Source organism: Alteromonas sp. RKMC-009 (assembly GCF_003584565.2).
Classification (GTDB): domain Bacteria; phylum Pseudomonadota; class Gammaproteobacteria; order Enterobacterales; family Alteromonadaceae; genus Alteromonas.
Genome location: NZ_CP031010.1, coordinates 562718 through 578076, shown reverse-complemented (window position 1 = coordinate 578076; position 15359 = coordinate 562718). Strand labels below are relative to the sequence as shown.

At 50.3% G+C, this 15359-nt stretch carries 13 protein-coding genes; 1 reads left to right on the top strand and 12 read right to left on the bottom strand.

The features are described 5' to 3' along the window. Positions 1 to 123: 123 nt before the first annotated feature. The 10 genes from DS731_RS02500 to DS731_RS02455 form a co-directional block, all read right to left on the bottom strand. Positions 124 to 1722: an AbgT family transporter gene (locus DS731_RS02500; protein WP_119499856.1), complete on the bottom strand. Its 1599-nt coding sequence runs from the start codon at positions 1720 to 1722 to the stop codon at positions 124 to 126. A gap of 214 nt (positions 1723 to 1936) precedes the next feature. After that, positions 1937 to 2821 (bottom strand): protease modulator HflC, encoded by an 885-nt coding sequence (hflC, locus tag DS731_RS02495; RefSeq protein WP_119499855.1) that lies wholly within the window; start codon positions 2819 to 2821, stop codon positions 1937 to 1939. Between the two features lie 3 nt (positions 2822 to 2824). Beyond that, positions 2825 to 3973 carry an FtsH protease activity modulator HflK gene (hflK, locus tag DS731_RS02490; RefSeq protein WP_119499854.1) on the bottom strand — a complete coding sequence of 383 codons (1149 nt, stop codon included), beginning with the start codon at positions 3971 to 3973 and terminating at the stop codon, positions 2825 to 2827. A gap of 113 nt (positions 3974 to 4086) precedes the next feature. Beyond that, positions 4087 to 5376, bottom strand: coding sequence for a ribosome rescue GTPase HflX (gene hflX / locus DS731_RS02485; RefSeq protein ID WP_119499853.1), 1290 nt, complete (start codon positions 5374 to 5376; stop codon positions 4087 to 4089). Between the two features lie 17 nt (positions 5377 to 5393). Continuing rightward, entirely contained in the window at positions 5394 to 5648 is a 255-nt protein-coding gene (gene hfq, locus DS731_RS02480) for an RNA chaperone Hfq (RefSeq protein WP_119499852.1), read from the bottom strand. A gap of 80 nt (positions 5649 to 5728) precedes the next feature. Further along, the gene (gene miaA, locus DS731_RS02475; protein WP_119499851.1) at positions 5729 to 6661 is read right to left on the bottom strand and encodes a tRNA (adenosine(37)-N6)-dimethylallyltransferase MiaA; all 933 of its coding nucleotides are present in this window, start codon (positions 6659 to 6661) and stop codon (positions 5729 to 5731) included. Further along, positions 6658 to 8466, bottom strand: a complete 1809-nt coding sequence (mutL, locus tag DS731_RS02470; protein WP_119499850.1) for a DNA mismatch repair endonuclease MutL — start codon at positions 8464 to 8466, stop codon at positions 6658 to 6660. Before mutL ends, miaA begins: the two co-directional genes overlap by 4 nt. A gap of 19 nt (positions 8467 to 8485) precedes the next feature. Next, positions 8486 to 9820: an N-acetylmuramoyl-L-alanine amidase gene (locus DS731_RS02465; protein WP_119499849.1), complete on the bottom strand. Its 1335-nt coding sequence runs from the start codon at positions 9818 to 9820 to the stop codon at positions 8486 to 8488. Positions 9821 to 9861: 41 nt separating this feature from the next. After that, positions 9862 to 10344, bottom strand: coding sequence for a tRNA (adenosine(37)-N6)-threonylcarbamoyltransferase complex ATPase subunit type 1 TsaE (tsaE, locus tag DS731_RS02460; RefSeq protein ID WP_119499848.1), 483 nt, complete (start codon positions 10342 to 10344; stop codon positions 9862 to 9864). A 20-nt stretch (positions 10345 to 10364) separates the two neighbouring features. Continuing rightward, positions 10365 to 11864 (bottom strand): NAD(P)H-hydrate dehydratase, encoded by a 1500-nt coding sequence (locus DS731_RS02455; RefSeq protein WP_119503268.1) that lies wholly within the window; start codon positions 11862 to 11864, stop codon positions 10365 to 10367. 7 nt (positions 11865 to 11871) lie between these two features. Between DS731_RS02455 and queG the strand changes: the two genes are divergently transcribed. Further along, a complete protein-coding gene (gene queG, locus DS731_RS02450) occupies positions 11872 to 13014 on the top strand; it encodes a tRNA epoxyqueuosine(34) reductase QueG (protein ID WP_119499847.1) in 1143 nt (380 codons plus the stop codon). A gap of 30 nt (positions 13015 to 13044) precedes the next feature. On the opposite strand, the gene hemE is transcribed toward queG, so the two are convergent. Both hemE and nudC read right to left on the bottom strand, forming a co-directional pair. After that, positions 13045 to 14136 carry a uroporphyrinogen decarboxylase gene (gene hemE / locus DS731_RS02445; RefSeq protein WP_119499846.1) on the bottom strand — a complete coding sequence of 364 codons (1092 nt, stop codon included), beginning with the start codon at positions 14134 to 14136 and terminating at the stop codon, positions 13045 to 13047. 265 nt (positions 14137 to 14401) lie between these two features. Beyond that, positions 14402 to 15235 (bottom strand): NAD(+) diphosphatase, encoded by an 834-nt coding sequence (nudC, locus tag DS731_RS02440; RefSeq protein WP_119499845.1) that lies wholly within the window; start codon positions 15233 to 15235, stop codon positions 14402 to 14404. Positions 15236 to 15359 lie beyond the last annotated feature (124 nt).

Below are 15359 nucleotides of genomic sequence, written 5' to 3'. Positions count from 1 at the left end.
ACTTTTGATCCCCGGAATCAGACATTTATAACGATTATTTGATTCAGTTTAAGCGATTACTATCGCCGCATGTTGCCAATAAAAAAGGCCGGTATCAACCGGCCTCAGAGACATTACATTTCGTTAAGGTGTATAAAAGGTTGCCGCTCCCGGTCCCACGGGCATGCCAAGGAGGAATACCCAGAAGAAAAACAGCAGGGACCAGCCGAGGATAAACACCATTGAATAAGGCAGCATCATGGCAATCAAGGTGCCCATCCCGACATCCTTACGATACTTAGCCGCCATGGCGAGGATCAGCCCAAAATAGCTCATCATCGGCGAGATCACGTTGGTAACCGAGTCGCCGATACGATACGCAGCCTGAATCACCTCCGGTGCATAACCTAATAACATCAGCATGGGCACGAAAATGGGCGCAGTCACAGCCCACTGTGCCGAGGCACTGCCCAGCGACAAATTCACCAGTCCGCACATCAAAATAAACAGAATGAATACCGACGGCCCGTCAAGACCCGCGGCCTGCAACAACGCAGCACCTTTAACGGCGAGAAACGTACCGAGGTTCGTCCATTTAAAGAAGGCTACAAACTGGGCGGCGAAAAATACCAGCGTGATGTAGAGACCCATGGCACCCATGCTTTTAGACATGGCGTTGATCACATCGCGGTCATTTTTCATCGAACCCGTTACCCTGCCGTACACGAAGCCGGGTATAGCAAAGGTAATGAAAATAAAAGCAACGATACCTTTAAGAAAAGGCGAACCGGTTATAAGACCGGTTTCCGGATTTCGCAGCGGGCCATTTTCAGGTACGACGGTAAGTGCCAGCACGGCACACACTGCCACGAATGCAAGGCCGGCCATTTTCAGACCTTTCTTTTCCAGAGCCGTTGGCGCTTCCATGGACTGACCTTCCAATTCCACAGACGCATCCGATTCGTTGTACTTACCCAGCCTTGGCTCGACAATTTTTTCAGTCACAAAGGTGCCCATGATGGCAATCACAAAGGTACTGATAAACATGAAATACCAGTTTACTTCAGGGCCGACCACATATTCAGGGTCAATCATATGCGCGGCGGCTTCAGTGATGCCGGAAAGTAACGGGTCAACGGTGCCAAGTAACAGGTTTGCGCTGTAACCCGCCGACACACCGGCAAATGCAGCAGCCAGCCCGGCCAGCGGATGACGACCCAGAGAATGGAAGATCATGGCTGCCAGCGGAATAAGGACAACATAACCCAGCTCAGATGCGGTATTTGAAAGAATGCCGGCAAACACTACGGCGAATGTGACCACACGCTTAGGTGCACCCATCACCAGAGAGCGCATCAGCGCGGAAAGCATACCGGAGTGCTCAGCCACAGAGACACCCAACAATGCCACCAGCACAGTACCGAGCGGCGCAAAGCTTGTGAAATTGGTCACCAGACCGGTAACGATGCGCTGAAGACCTTCGGCACTCATCAGCGAAATGACTTCGATCATGCCGTCAGCTTCCCGGCCTTTTGCGCCTTCAGGACGGGGATCGGCCACAGCCACATCGAAGTAACCCAGGATGCCACTTAAGATGACGATGAATACAGAAAGTAATGCGAATAATGTGATCGGATGCGGCAACAAATTCCCGAGCCACTCTACGGTAGCCAAAAATCGTGCGAACCATCCGCTCTGTGCAGCATCCCCGCGGGACGGCACCTGAGACTGATTGGAACTCAAGATAAACCTCTGTCGTTTTTATTCAGATCTGCATTTTATACAGCCTGATTATAATAATGTCGCGCACAGTATAGCGAATAAACAGCGTCTTCGCAGCAAAAGGGCTGTAAAGCGGCTATTTTCCATACTTTAGGACGACGAAAAAAACGTCTGACAGTGGGTTTTAGGGGCATAAAAAAACCCGCTTAAAGCGGGTTTTTCAGTAAGTTACGATTTATTTACCCTTGGAGTTATCCAGGTATTTAAAGAAATCGCTGTCCGGTGCAAGCACCATCACGTCATCTTTACCATTGAAGCTCTTACGATAGGCATCCATGCTGCGCAGGAAGCTATAGAAATCAGGGTTCTTCGAGTAAGACGTTGCATAGATTTGTGCTGCCAGTGCGTCGCCTTCACCACGTACCTGACGGGCATTACGCTCGGCGTCTGCCAGCATAACGGTAACCTTTGCATCGATATCAGCGCGGATCACTTCAGCTTGTTCCTGACCTTCCGAACGGTGCTCACGGGCTACCGCAGCACGCTCTGCACGCATACGCTGGAAGATCGCGTTGCTGACTTCGTTTGGCAGGTTAATTTGCTTAACCCGTACGTCAACAATTTCAATACCCAGTTCTTTAGATGATTCGCTGGCTTGTTCCATTGCCTGATTCATCAGTGCAGAACGCTCACCGGATACAATTTGTGCAATGGTGCGGGCACCGAATTCAGAACGCAGACCGTTGTTCACCTTCTGTTTCAGAAGCGCCTCTGCCTGCAACTTATTACCACCTTGTGTAGAGAGATAATATTTTGCGAAATCAGCAATTTTCCACTTCACGTAAGAGTCGACAATAAGGTCTTTCTTCTCTGAAGTAACGAAGCGGTCAGGCACATCATCCAACGTTTGAATGCGGGCATCCAGACGACGGACAGAATCGATAAACGGCAATTTGAAATGCAGGCCGGGTTCGAATACACGGGTTTCGCCGGTGGCGTCATCACGTTGTACTTTACCGAACTGGATAACAATCGCCCTTTCGCCTTCGCTTACGACAAATAACGACCCGGACAGCAAAATAACAAACAGTACTACTACTGCAATGAGTAAGTTCTTCATGCGTTATTCTCCTCCGTTACCGAAACGACTGTCACGGAAACCGGAACTCTGCGTTGCTGAGCCCGATGAGTTACTGCCGGATGAAGATGGCAGCGACTGATAAGACGAAGATGAACGGGCCGGCGCAGATGATGATTTTTGTTCCATCATTTTATCCAGCGGCAGATACATCATGTTATTTCCACCTTTGCTGTCGATAAGCACTTTGCTGGTTTTACCCAGTACCTCTTCCATCGTTTCCAGATAGATACGCTCACGGGTAACCTGAGGCGCAGCTTCAAACTGAGGCAGCAGTTCAGAGAAACGGGCCACTTCACCCTGCGCTTCCAGAATGACACGCTCTTTGTAAGCCTGCGCTTCTTCATTCATCCGGTTAACCTGACCACGGGCACGGGGTTCAATTTCACGTGCATAAGCTTCGGCTTCACGGATGAAACGCTGTTCATCTTCCTGAGCGGCGATAGCATCATCGAATGCATCTTTCACTTCTTCAGGCGGACGGGCATCACGGAAGTTCATATCGGTGATGGTGACACCAAGGTCATAAGGTTCAAGGATAGATTGCAACTCTTCCCAGACACGTTGACGGGTAACTTCACGGCCATCAGTTAATACGTCATCCATTTGTGAGTGACCTACAACGTAACGGATTGCACTGTCGAGTGCCTGGCTCAGGCTCATTTCAGGGCTGGTTACCGCAAACGTCCAGCGATACGGGTCTACCACGCGGTATTGCATTTCCATCTGAACACGCACCACGTTTTCGTCTTCAGTCAGCATGGAGCCGCTGGACGCCTGGTCGCGGATAGATGTGACATCAACCGGAATAACGGTATCGATAAAGGTTGGTTTCCAGCGAAGTCCCGGTTCTACCTGCTGAGAATATTCACCGAAACGAAGCACCACACCACGTTCTGATTCACGGATGGTATAGAACCCGCTTACCACCCAGATTACGGCCAGCAGCGCGATTAGAATAGCAGCACCGACTGTGCCCAGGCTTTTACCTGAACCACCGTTGCCACCGCCCATTTTTCCGAATTTACCAAACAGGTTTTTGAACACGTCGTCCAAATCCGGGGGCCCCTGATCGCGACCACCGCGGTTTTTCCACGGGTCGTTATTTTTGCCACCCGGCTCATTCCAAGCCATGCTGATACTCCATAAGTGGTTAACCCTCGATACCTGAATATGCTGCCCGCGATGAACAGCCGTTCAATTATTTTGGGATCTGATTTTAAAATCTGTCGTTACGAATCTGTCGTTTAATGATGTACCACATATCCGGACAAGCCGTCATCAAGGCGTTTTTCTAACCGGTTCCAGTCACTGGTGGGCATTCTTACATCCACTACCCAGTCACCGCCGTCGTCATAGGCCTCATTTGCGATACAATTTAAATCATACAACACCCCGCGCAATTTGCTTTGCGCCGGGGGGATCCGCAGTGTGTAACTTACCATGCTCTGTCCTAAGCAATCGGTAAGTGCTTTACTCAATAAATCGAGCCCCTCTCCGGAATGAGCAGACACCCATACACGAACAGGTACACCCTCGTCGTCTCTATCTATACGCGGTGATATTTCATCAAGTTTATCAATCTTATTACAGATTATTAATTGTTGAATATCATCTGCTTCAATTTCTTCAAGCACCGCATTCACTTCATCCATCGTTTCACGGTAGTTTGCTTCTGCCACATCAACAACATGAAGCAGTAAATCCGCTTCCTGTGTTTCCTGTAACGTGGCTTTAAATGCTGCAACCAGATCGTGAGGGAGATGACGGATAAACCCGACGGTATCTGCCAGAATAGCCGGCCCCACATCCTGCAAGTCAATTTTTCGCAGAGTAGGATCCAGCGTGGCAAACAGCTGATCAGCTGCATACACGTGGGAATTTGTGATGGTATTAAATAACGTCGATTTCCCTGCGTTGGTATAACCAACCAGAGAAACCGTGGGAATTTCGGCACGTTTGCGCGATCTGCGCCCTTGCTCACGTTGCTTCTGTACTTTCTCCAGCCTGCGGAGAATGGCCTTAATCCGGCCACGTAACAACCGGCGGTCAGTTTCGAGCTGTGTTTCACCCGGACCACGCAGACCTATCCCGCCTTTCTGGCGCTCAAGGTGTGTCCATCCACGAATTAACCGGGTAGAAATATGTCGAAGCTGTGCCAGTTCCACCTGTAACTTACCTTCATGTGTCCGGGCACGTTGTGCGAAGATATCGAGGATAAGGCCGGTACGATCTAAGACCCGGCATTTGCAGATGGCTTCGAGATTCCGCTCTTGAGACGGCGATAACGCATGATTGAAAATCACTACATTAGCATCATGCGCTTTCACAGAAGCAGCAATCTCTTCGGCTTTACCAGAACCAACGAAATACTTAGCATGTGGAGCACTGCGCGACGTCGTAAGTACGTCTACCGCATTCACTCCCGCAGAAGATACGAGCAATTCAAGCTCGGCGAGATCTTCTTTGCTGTTCTCGTCAGCAAAATTTACATGAACAAGAATAGCCTGTTCACCGGCTTCATAACGGTCAAACAAGCAATGTACCTTTTAAATTATTCACTTTTACTATTTTCAGCATCCCCTTGGGTTGAGCTAGGCATAGTGATAGCACGTGATGGTACAACCGTTGAAATGGCATGCTTGTAAACCATCTGGCTAACTGTGTTTTTCAACAGAATCACGAACTGGTCGAACGATTCCACTTGCCCCTGAAGTTTGATCCCATTTACCAGATAAATGGATACGGGAATACGCTCTTTTCTTAACGCATTCAAGAATGGGTCTTGTAGTGATTGCCCTTTAGCCATTTGATATCCTTAGTTTTTATTATTTCCATGGCAAACATATACGTTTGCCACCGCGCTTAATGTATAACACAATCCAACACTTAAAGTGTGATTTTTGACAAAATATTCGTCAAATTATAGTTAGCAAACGTGTCAAGCCAGTGCAGTTCCGGCCAGCCTCTTAACCAGGTCAGTTGCCGTTTTGCAAGTTGACGCGTTGCAATAATACCTTTCTCACGCATTTCTGCATAGTCGAGTTGCCCTTGTAAATACTGCCACGCCTGACGGTATCCTACTGAACGTATAGAGGGTAAATCTTCATGAAGATCACCCCGGGCAAACAATGTCTTCACTTCATCAATGAAGCCATCTTCAAGCATCATATCGAACCGCTGTTCAATACGACCGTGTAACACTGCTCTGTCTTCCGGTGCTATCGCAAATTGCGTCACCTGAAAAGGACATGGCTCGCCTTTTTCGGCCTGCCAGTCAGTGAGACTGCGGCCGGTTGACCGGTAAACCTCAAGCGCCCGTGTTACACGCTGCGGATCATTCGGGTGAATGCGGGCGCCACTTACAGGGTCTACACGAGATAATTCATCGTGTAAGGCTTGCCATCCATGCGCCCCGGCATCCCGGACAATGCCCGCTCTCACCTCATCGTCAGACTTAGGTAAGGGCGAAATACCATTTATCAAGGCATTAAAGTACATCATCGTACCACCCACCAGCACCGGCAGTTTGCCACGCTGATGGATATCGTTAACCAGCGAAATAACATCGCGGCGGAATTCCGCCACGGAATACGTTTCAGACGGATCGATAATATCAATCAGCCAGTGTGGCGCCAGCGCCTGTTCTTCCGCGGTCGGCTTTGCCGTACCGATGTCCATGCCTTTATACACCAGCGCTGAGTCAACACTGATAATTTCACACGGTACGCTTTGTGACAGCTCCAGCGCCAGACCTGTTTTACCGGAAGCGGTAGGCCCCATAATACTTACGACGGGCTTCATATTCTGACTTTCACTCATTCCGGCCACGTCTCTATTAATCTGTCTGCCGGCTGGCTGCGACCCTGTTGCTCCAGCACGGTAATCTGTTCACTGACAGGCATCAATTCAAATCCGTGCCACACAGCTGTAAGAATATCAGCCGGTACGGTTGTCACTGATATTAAAGACTTTAGCACATCATTCAGGTTCTGCCCGCCGGAAGTCAGCATGACCGGAAACCAGTTCACCCAGGGAAAATGTCTGCATCCTGAAGGTGCCTGTTGTAACCGGTATTTACCTGCCACCAGACTGATTTCAAAGTGGTGATCCTGCAAAACCTCAACGGTTTGTTCACTTACATTCGTGTTGGCCACTGATACCGGCATCAGCAATGGTTGCGATGTGCCGGCCTGCTCAATTTGAGCCGCCACCCATTGGGCGATTATAGCGTTTACAGATAAAAGCAAACAGTTGTTTTTATGACAGTAAATTCTTACATATTCATTTAACTGCAAGAATGATAACGCAGAGGTCTCCTGCGTATCAATCTGTGAGCTGAGCAAAGTGCTGTAGCGCTGCCCGTAATCGGCCACCGTTGCAGCAGGCACCGGTGCACTGCGGTGACGGCCCGTTCCTCCTGCCGCCCCGCTTCCATGATAGCGTCCCTGTGCAGTTCCGGCAGAGGAACCTGCAAAAGACTGTGCGGAGCGCGGCACGGATTGCGTTGCTGTTGTGCTGTATCCGTTATTTTCCGGGGAATGCCCCTGATGCGTACCCTGCGGCTGCGCCGGAGTAAGGGGGCGGATGTAATCATGTTCCGGCTCATCAAACTGTGCTGTTTCACCGGTGTCACCGTCACTGAGCGCGTCAGCCACAGCCTTACAGATAAAATCATGTACAAGGCGGCTTTGCTGAAAGCGGACTTCATGTTTGGCCGGATGCACATTCACATCCACATCACGGGGATCAACGGTCAGGTAAACCACGAAAGACGGTTGTTCCAGCACACCCCACACACTTTCATAAGCCTGACGGATTGCGTGCAGGATGAGTTTGTCCCGCATACCCCGGCCGTTTACAAAACTGAACTGGCTGTCGGTACTGCTTCTTAGCATGGTCTCATTGCCCAGCCAGGCTTCAAGTGTCATGCCGTCATAGCCGGTTTTCACGTAAACCGCGTTGCTCAGAAACTTTTGCCCCATTACCGCACTGATACGGCGGGTCAGAGGATCAGATGACGAAGCCTGATAACGCTTTGTCATCTTGCCGTTATGTTTCAGCAAAAAGGACACGTCGGGATGGCTGAGTGCGATCCTGCGGACCACATCTTCGATATGCTGATATTCGGTTTTTTCAGTGCGCAGAAACTTGCGTCTTGCCGGCGTATTGTAAAACAAATCAGCCACGTCGATAGTCGTGCCATTCGGGTGGGCAACCGGATTCACAGTAACCTCCATGTCACGACCTTCACAGTGAGCCTGCCATGCCTGCTCCTGATCTTCCGGTCTGGAAGTCAGAGTAAGCCTGCTGACTGAGCTGATACTGGCCAGTGCTTCACCGCGGAACCCTAACGACATGATTTGTTCGAGATCATCCAGCGTTGCAATTTTACTGGTTGCATGACGGCTGAGCGCCAGGGGTAATTCGTCTTTACAGATGCCGCCACCGTTGTCACGCAATCTGATACGCTTATGCCCGCCTTTTTCAATATCCAGTTCGATACGTGTGGCACCGGCGTCGAGACTGTTCTCAATCAGTTCTTTAACAACAGACGCAGGTCTTTCTACCACTTCGCCGGCAGCGATTTGGTTCGCTAACTGCGGTGGGAGTAGCTGTATAGGCAAGGGAATTCCAGACTTTGTTTCAGGTTCTCGGGATGGTCAGTTCCTGACCAATCTGTACGGTGTCGCCGCTAAGGTTATTTGCCGCTTTAATGGTACTGATTTTGACATTGTAACGTTGCGCCAGCAAGGACAATGACTCACCACTGCGAACCTTGTGAATTAAATTACGGGATTTTTGTGAAGCCCATAAAGTACCGTCCGGCGGGACCTGACGAAAATACGTCTTGATTGCCTCAAACATTGAGGTGGCCAGCCGCTCGCGGTATTCACTCCAGTTCAGGTTCTTTTCTTCCTGCGGATTACTGATAAAACCGGTTTCTACCAGGATTGACGGAATATCCGGCGCTGTCAGAACGGCGAGACTGGCCGCCTGCGGAGAAGACTTGTGCATACGTGTTACGCCACGCAACTCTTTTATCACTTTCTGACTGAGGTCGTAGCTGGCTGACATAGAATGATCCATGGACAGACCGAGAATGGTTTCTGCCAGATAACGCTCGCTGGCGTTATCAGAAATTACTTCTGCTGCGCCGCCCAGTAATTCAGAATGCTGTTCGGTTCTTTCCAGCCAGCGACCCAGTTCAGTATCAGCACGGCGCATTGACAATACCCACACCGATCCGCCTCTCGGACCGGCTGTGGTAAAGGCATCAGCGTGTATTGAAATCAGTAAGTCAGCTTTACTTTTGCGGGCGATTTCAGGCCGGCGGTTCAGCCCGACGTAATAATCGCCTTCCCGTGTCATTACTGCACGCATGCCGGATTCCGCATTAACCAGTTTTTCAAGGTATTTGGCAATACTCAGGGTAATGTGTTTTTCGTAAGTACCGGCACGGCCGATAGAACCGGGGTCATTACCGCCGTGACCCGCATCAATGGCAACAATAATATCGCGGTCGCGACTGTTGTTTTTCGTATCCAGCACGACGGAAGTAGACGCCAGCGGCGCAGCGGGGCCGGGGTTCGGATCAATTAAATCAACCACCAGGCGGTGTCCGTAGGGACCATCAGGCTCAACAGGAAAAATGGAAGGCTTTGCCTTTCTCGCCATTTCGATAACGATGCGGGCTGACTGACTGTTCTTTGGTGTTGAGTGGCGCACCCGCTTCACCAGGTCACCGGTGATATCAGCCTGTGACAGGTCACTGCCGTTATCGGTATCCGCAAGATCAATAACCAGCCTGGCAGGGTTGTCTAAAGAAAAATAGGTAAATTCAGGCGCCGTTTTAAGATCAAGCACAACGCGCGTCCTGTCACCGGAAGGTGCAGCCCTGACTCCGCTAATCTGGTTTTGTGCCCAGGCAGCGCATGCCAGTGACCACAAACAGATTGTGTAAACGATTATGCGCAACATATTTCGCCCTGAAAATTTCCTTTCGTCAGCTTTTTTATTTTTTATGGGGCACTCAGTGCACAAACAACAGCATCACCGGCCGCTGATTTCGCGGCAATGTGCAATGTCCGCACATCATCATGTGAGTTAATACTAATCACTAAATCCGCAGATGCCAAGAATTCGGCCCCCTTTTGCGGCCATTCAATCAGACAAACATTCTTTTCGCCGAAGTAATCACGGATCCCCATGAATTCCAGTTCTTCAGGATCCGCCAGACGGTACAGATCAAAGTGATAAACAGATACTTCGTCCAGTTCGTATGGTTCCACCAGGGTATACGTGGGGCTTTTTACGTGCCCCGCGTGTCCGAGTGTTTGAATGAAAAAGCGGGAAAATGTCGTTTTGCCGGCGCCCAGGTCGCCTTCCAGATAAATCACCAGGCCTGCTGGCAGCCTGCTCTTAACAGAGCTGGCTAATTGCTCTGAAATTTTTTGTGTGGCTTCCGGTGAATCTGACCGGAAAACATGTTCTGCGTACGACATAAACTCTGCTTCAACAAATACTACTGGTTGATGAGCACCCTGACGGCGTCAAATAAATCGCTGGCAATCATACCACGTTGGCCGTACAAGTCAGCCAGATCATCACCGGCTTTAGCATGCACAGTGACGCCATATTTTGCAGCGATATCCCGTGACAGCCCCTGCGCAAGCAGCGCTCCCAGAATACCACTGAGCACATCACCGCTACCCGCCGTTGCCATACCCGGATTACCGTGTTTACTTACCCAGGTAGACCGCTCGTTATCAATAATGGTTCCCGCGCCTTTCAACACACAGGTGGCATGATAACGCTGGGCGCATTGTCTGGCATAGTTAAAACGTTCGGCTTCCACATCATCCACAGACACACCCAGCAGGCGCGCCGCTTCTCCGGCATGTGGCGTTAAAATACAGTCATTAATGGTATACGCAGTGGCCTGACGGCTGAGCAAATTCAACGCATCGGCATCCAGCACCATGGGCTTCGGATGAGTCTGACAGTGCTTCATCACCGTTTGAAATACGGTTTCTGCCCAGTCATCCTGCCCCAGACCGGGTCCGATCACCACGCAGGTCGCCCAGCTCAATGCATCTTCCAGGTTTTCATCTGTCACCATCAGCTCCGGACGGCCGGCGCTGACCTGAATGGTTGACGCTTCATGGGTATAAACCCGCACCATACCGGCACCGCTGCGCAACGCAGCTTCACTGGACAGACGGATTGCCCCGGCAGTGCCTTTATTGCCGCCAACGCACAATAACCGGCCGTATGTACCTTTGTGACTGTGTACCGCACGTGGCCCCATACCGCGGAACTGTTCGATATCCAGTAAGCTGGCTGACGAACGGGCGAGTTCAGAGAAGGCTTTACCGATTCCGAGGTCATCGTAAACTAACTTACCGCAGGACTGCTTACCGGCACCGGTAGACAAGCCTGGTTTGATACCCACGAATGTGACGGTGACATCAGCTTCAATACATCGGCCTAATGACTGACCGGTATTGGCATCCAGACCGGAGGGCACATCGATACTGACCACAGGAATAGTATGAGCGTTGATGGCATCAATAATGTCAGCAAATTCATTGCGGATATAACTGGTGATTCCGGTACCCAGCATTGCGTCGACAACCAGTCCCGCTTTATCCAGCAAGCCTTTATCGAAGACTTCAATTTTGCCGCCGGCATCAAGCCAGCGCTTCTGTGCCCGACCAGCATCGCCTTCAAGAATGCGGTGAGGTTCGACGGCGCACACATGCACCTGCTTGCCTGCTTCTTTTGCTTTCAGTGCAGCGATATAACCGTCGCCGGCATTGTTGCCCTGCCCTACCATCACAAGATAAACGTGAGTGTTTGGCAGCAGGCTCTGACATTGACGGAATACAGAAGCACCTGCACGCTCCATCAGGGTGGCCAGATCGCAGCCGGATTGCTCCGCTGCGGCCTGTTCGTGTTCTCTTACCTGTTCGGCGCGAAAGAGTTTATGTGATAAGCTTGTCGCGAGTTTAGTATCCAGCATAGTTTCCATGTCCGCGTTGCAATCAATCGATCTCAATAGATTAACAAACGATATCAAGGCTTGGGGCCGCGCGCTAGGTTTTCAGCATGTGGGTATCAGTGATGTTGATCTCAGTCAGCATGAAGATAAGTTGATGGCATGGCTGGAAAAGGGTTATCACGGTGATATGGAATATATGGCCGCGCACGGCACCAAAAGGGCCCGGCCCGCAGAGTTACTGCCCGGCACCGTGAGAGTCATCAGTGTGCGCATGGACTATCTTCCTCCGGATGCGTCTTTTGCCCGCCATCTTTCTGATGATCAGATTGGTTATGTCAGCCGGTACGCGCTTGGCCGTGACTACCACAAAGTACTGCGGCAACGTCTGAAACAACTGGGTGAAAAAATATCTGCGCAGTTTGAGGATGCGCAGTGGCGGCCTTTTGTCGACTCCGCACCGGTGCTGGAACACGCTATCGCTGAAAAAGCCGGTACCGGCTGGACAGGTAAACACTCTCTCACTATCAGTAAAGAAGCCGGCTCCTGGTTTTTTCTCGGCGAGTTGTTCATCAACTTGCCGCTGCCTGTAGACGAGCCGGTAGAAGAAGGGTGCGGCAGTTGTACTGCCTGCCTGACGATTTGCCCCACACAAGCCATCGTCGCGCCTTATACCGTTGATGCCAGAAAGTGCATTTCTTACCTCACCATTGAAAACAACGGGCCGATTCCGGAAACATATCGTCCTCTGATGGGGAACCGCATATACGGCTGTGATGACTGTCAGCTGGTGTGTCCATGGAACCGCTATGCTTCAATTACAGAAGAAACAGACTTCCACGCCCGCAAGCAATTGCACGGTCAGCCACTGACCACCCTGTTTGCCTGGGATGAATCTACGTTCCTGAAGAATACTGAAGGCTCACCTATACGGCGGATAGGGCATGAAAAATGGTTACGTAATATTGCCGTTGCCATGGGCAACGCATCGGCCAGTGAAGCCATTGTGTCGGCTCTTGAAGGTCGTTCGGGAAGTGTGTCAGAGATGGTTCAGGAACACATTGACTGGGCGCTGACACAACAGGCAGGGAAGCAAGACAGGGAAACAGTCAGCAACCGGCAACAGCAGCGTCTCACCCGGGTAATAAAAAAAGGGCTGCCGCGTGATGCGTAGCCCTTTCTAAAAAGTAAAACAGCGTCGTCTTTATTTGTGGTACTGACGACTCAGACGGTGAACCGCATCAACAAAAACGCCGGCATGCTCAGGCGGCACGTCCAGATGGATACCATGGCCTAAATTAAACACATGCCCTGAGCCTTCACCGAAGCCGGCCAGAATGCCCGCCACTTCCTCTTCAATACGCGCTGGTGGCGCGTACAGCATGGACGGGTCCATATTGCCCTGCAACGCGACTTTTTCCCCTACGCGGGCTTTGGCATCTGCAATATCAATTGTCCAGTCCAGACCAACTGCATCACAACCTGTCGCAGCAATTGCTTCCAGCCACATGCCACCGTTTTTTGTAAACAGAGTCACCGGCACCCGGCGCCCATCACTTTCACGGGTCAGCCCTTCGACAATACGCGCCATATACTGTAGAGAAAATTCTTTGTAATCCCGCGGCGAAAGTACACCACCCCAGGTATCGAAAATCATCACAGACTGCGCGCCCGCAGCAATCTGGGCATTCAGATAACTGGTGACAGAGTCGGCAAGTTTGCCCAGCAGCGCATGCAGTATCGCGGGCTCTGCGAATGCCATTTTCTTAATTTTCGTAAATGCCTTGCTTGATCCGCCTTCTACCATATAAGTAGCCAGCGTCCAGGGACTGCCTGAGAAACCGATAAGCGGTACTTCACCTTTTAATTCTCTGCGGATGGTGCGCACAGCATTCATCACATACTGAAGCTCCCCTTCGGGATCAGGGATACCAATTTTGTCCACATCCGCTTTTGATGTAACCGGATTTTTAAAACGCGGGCCTTCTCCGGCTTCGAAATACAGACCTAATCCCATTGCATCAGGAATCGTCAGGATATCTGAAAATAAAATCGCAGCATCCAGAGGAAAGCGACGCAGAGGTTGTAAAGTCACTTCACAAGCCAGTTCTGCATTTTTGCATAACGACATAAAGTCACCGGCTTCAGCACGGGTTGCTTTATATTCAGGCAAATAACGACCGGCCTGTCGCATCATCCAAACCGGCGTTACATCAACAGGTTGCTTCAGCAATGCGCGTAAATATCTGTCATTTTTCAGCGCCGGACGCGCTGTGGAAGGGCTGTTAGCCGTCATGCATTTCCTCTGTTTTCAATACTGATTCTGGCGGGAGTATAGCAATAAATAAGGTTGAAACGGCGGTCACAGATCAAGTAATCACAGTTTTTGCCACCAAATGGCATAAAAATAACCAAAAGTATAAGACTTTAGTCTTGCTACTTAAGTACATGTCGATAATAATAGACACAACATAAAGAAGCCCTTTAATTTTGTTTAACATTATTAAAAGGGACCGACGCACAATCCTGAGGCCCCGCATCGCGGGGCTTTTTATTATCTGCTAACCGCCTTTGTGCTTATTCAGTACCGCCTCAATAAGACGTCCTGCAATAGATAATTTGGGCGGAATATCCGGCAGTGCGTCAATATCGAACCACTGCGCATCCACGATTTCTCCTTCTTCGGGCACAATGTCACCACTTTCATATTCTGCCAGATAACCCATCATTAACGAGTGGGGGAATGGCCAGGGCTGACTGTCAAAGTAAGTGAGATTTTTCACCTTTACGCCCACTTCCTCTTCGACTTCCCTGTGTACTGCCTGCTCGAGGCTCTCACCACTTTCGACAAATCCGGCAATGGTAGAATACATATTGGTATCTTTATGCCTCACCCCTTTAGCCAGCAAAATCTGATTCTGCCGGTAAATAGCAACAATAATGCAAGGCGAGATACGGGGATAAACACGGTGCTTGCACTGATGGCACTGCATCGCCATTTCCCAGTCAACCTGTTCCATCTTAGCCCCGCACTGACCGCAATAGCGATGAGTGCGCAGAAAATGTACATACTGCCAGGCTCTGGCCAGAACATTAAATTGCTCATCAGTACCAGCCGCCAGTAAGGTGCGCAGAGATGTCAGTTCCCAGTTGTCCTGTTCAATGTGCTCTGCCCCCGTATCAATAATGTAGACAGGCGCGCCCACAGCGTGATGTTCTGAAAGCGGCGGCAGTTCCACAATGCTGGCCTGATGATGAGCAATAAACTCCAGTGCAGACCAGCCGCCCAGATAAAGTGAAGTAGTGGATTTAGGAACGAGTATTTTATCGCGGCTGAATATCAGCCAGTGTGCCTGAGCAGATTGCAACTGCCGGTCAGATACCGCTTTGATCATTGAACATACCCCGGTGGGCGCTGAGAATGCCGCCCAGTTTAGTTTTTTTACACAACAATTTACAGTAAATGCATTTCACTCACCGCGATATCATTGTTAAGGTACGGGCCAATGTTATACTGAG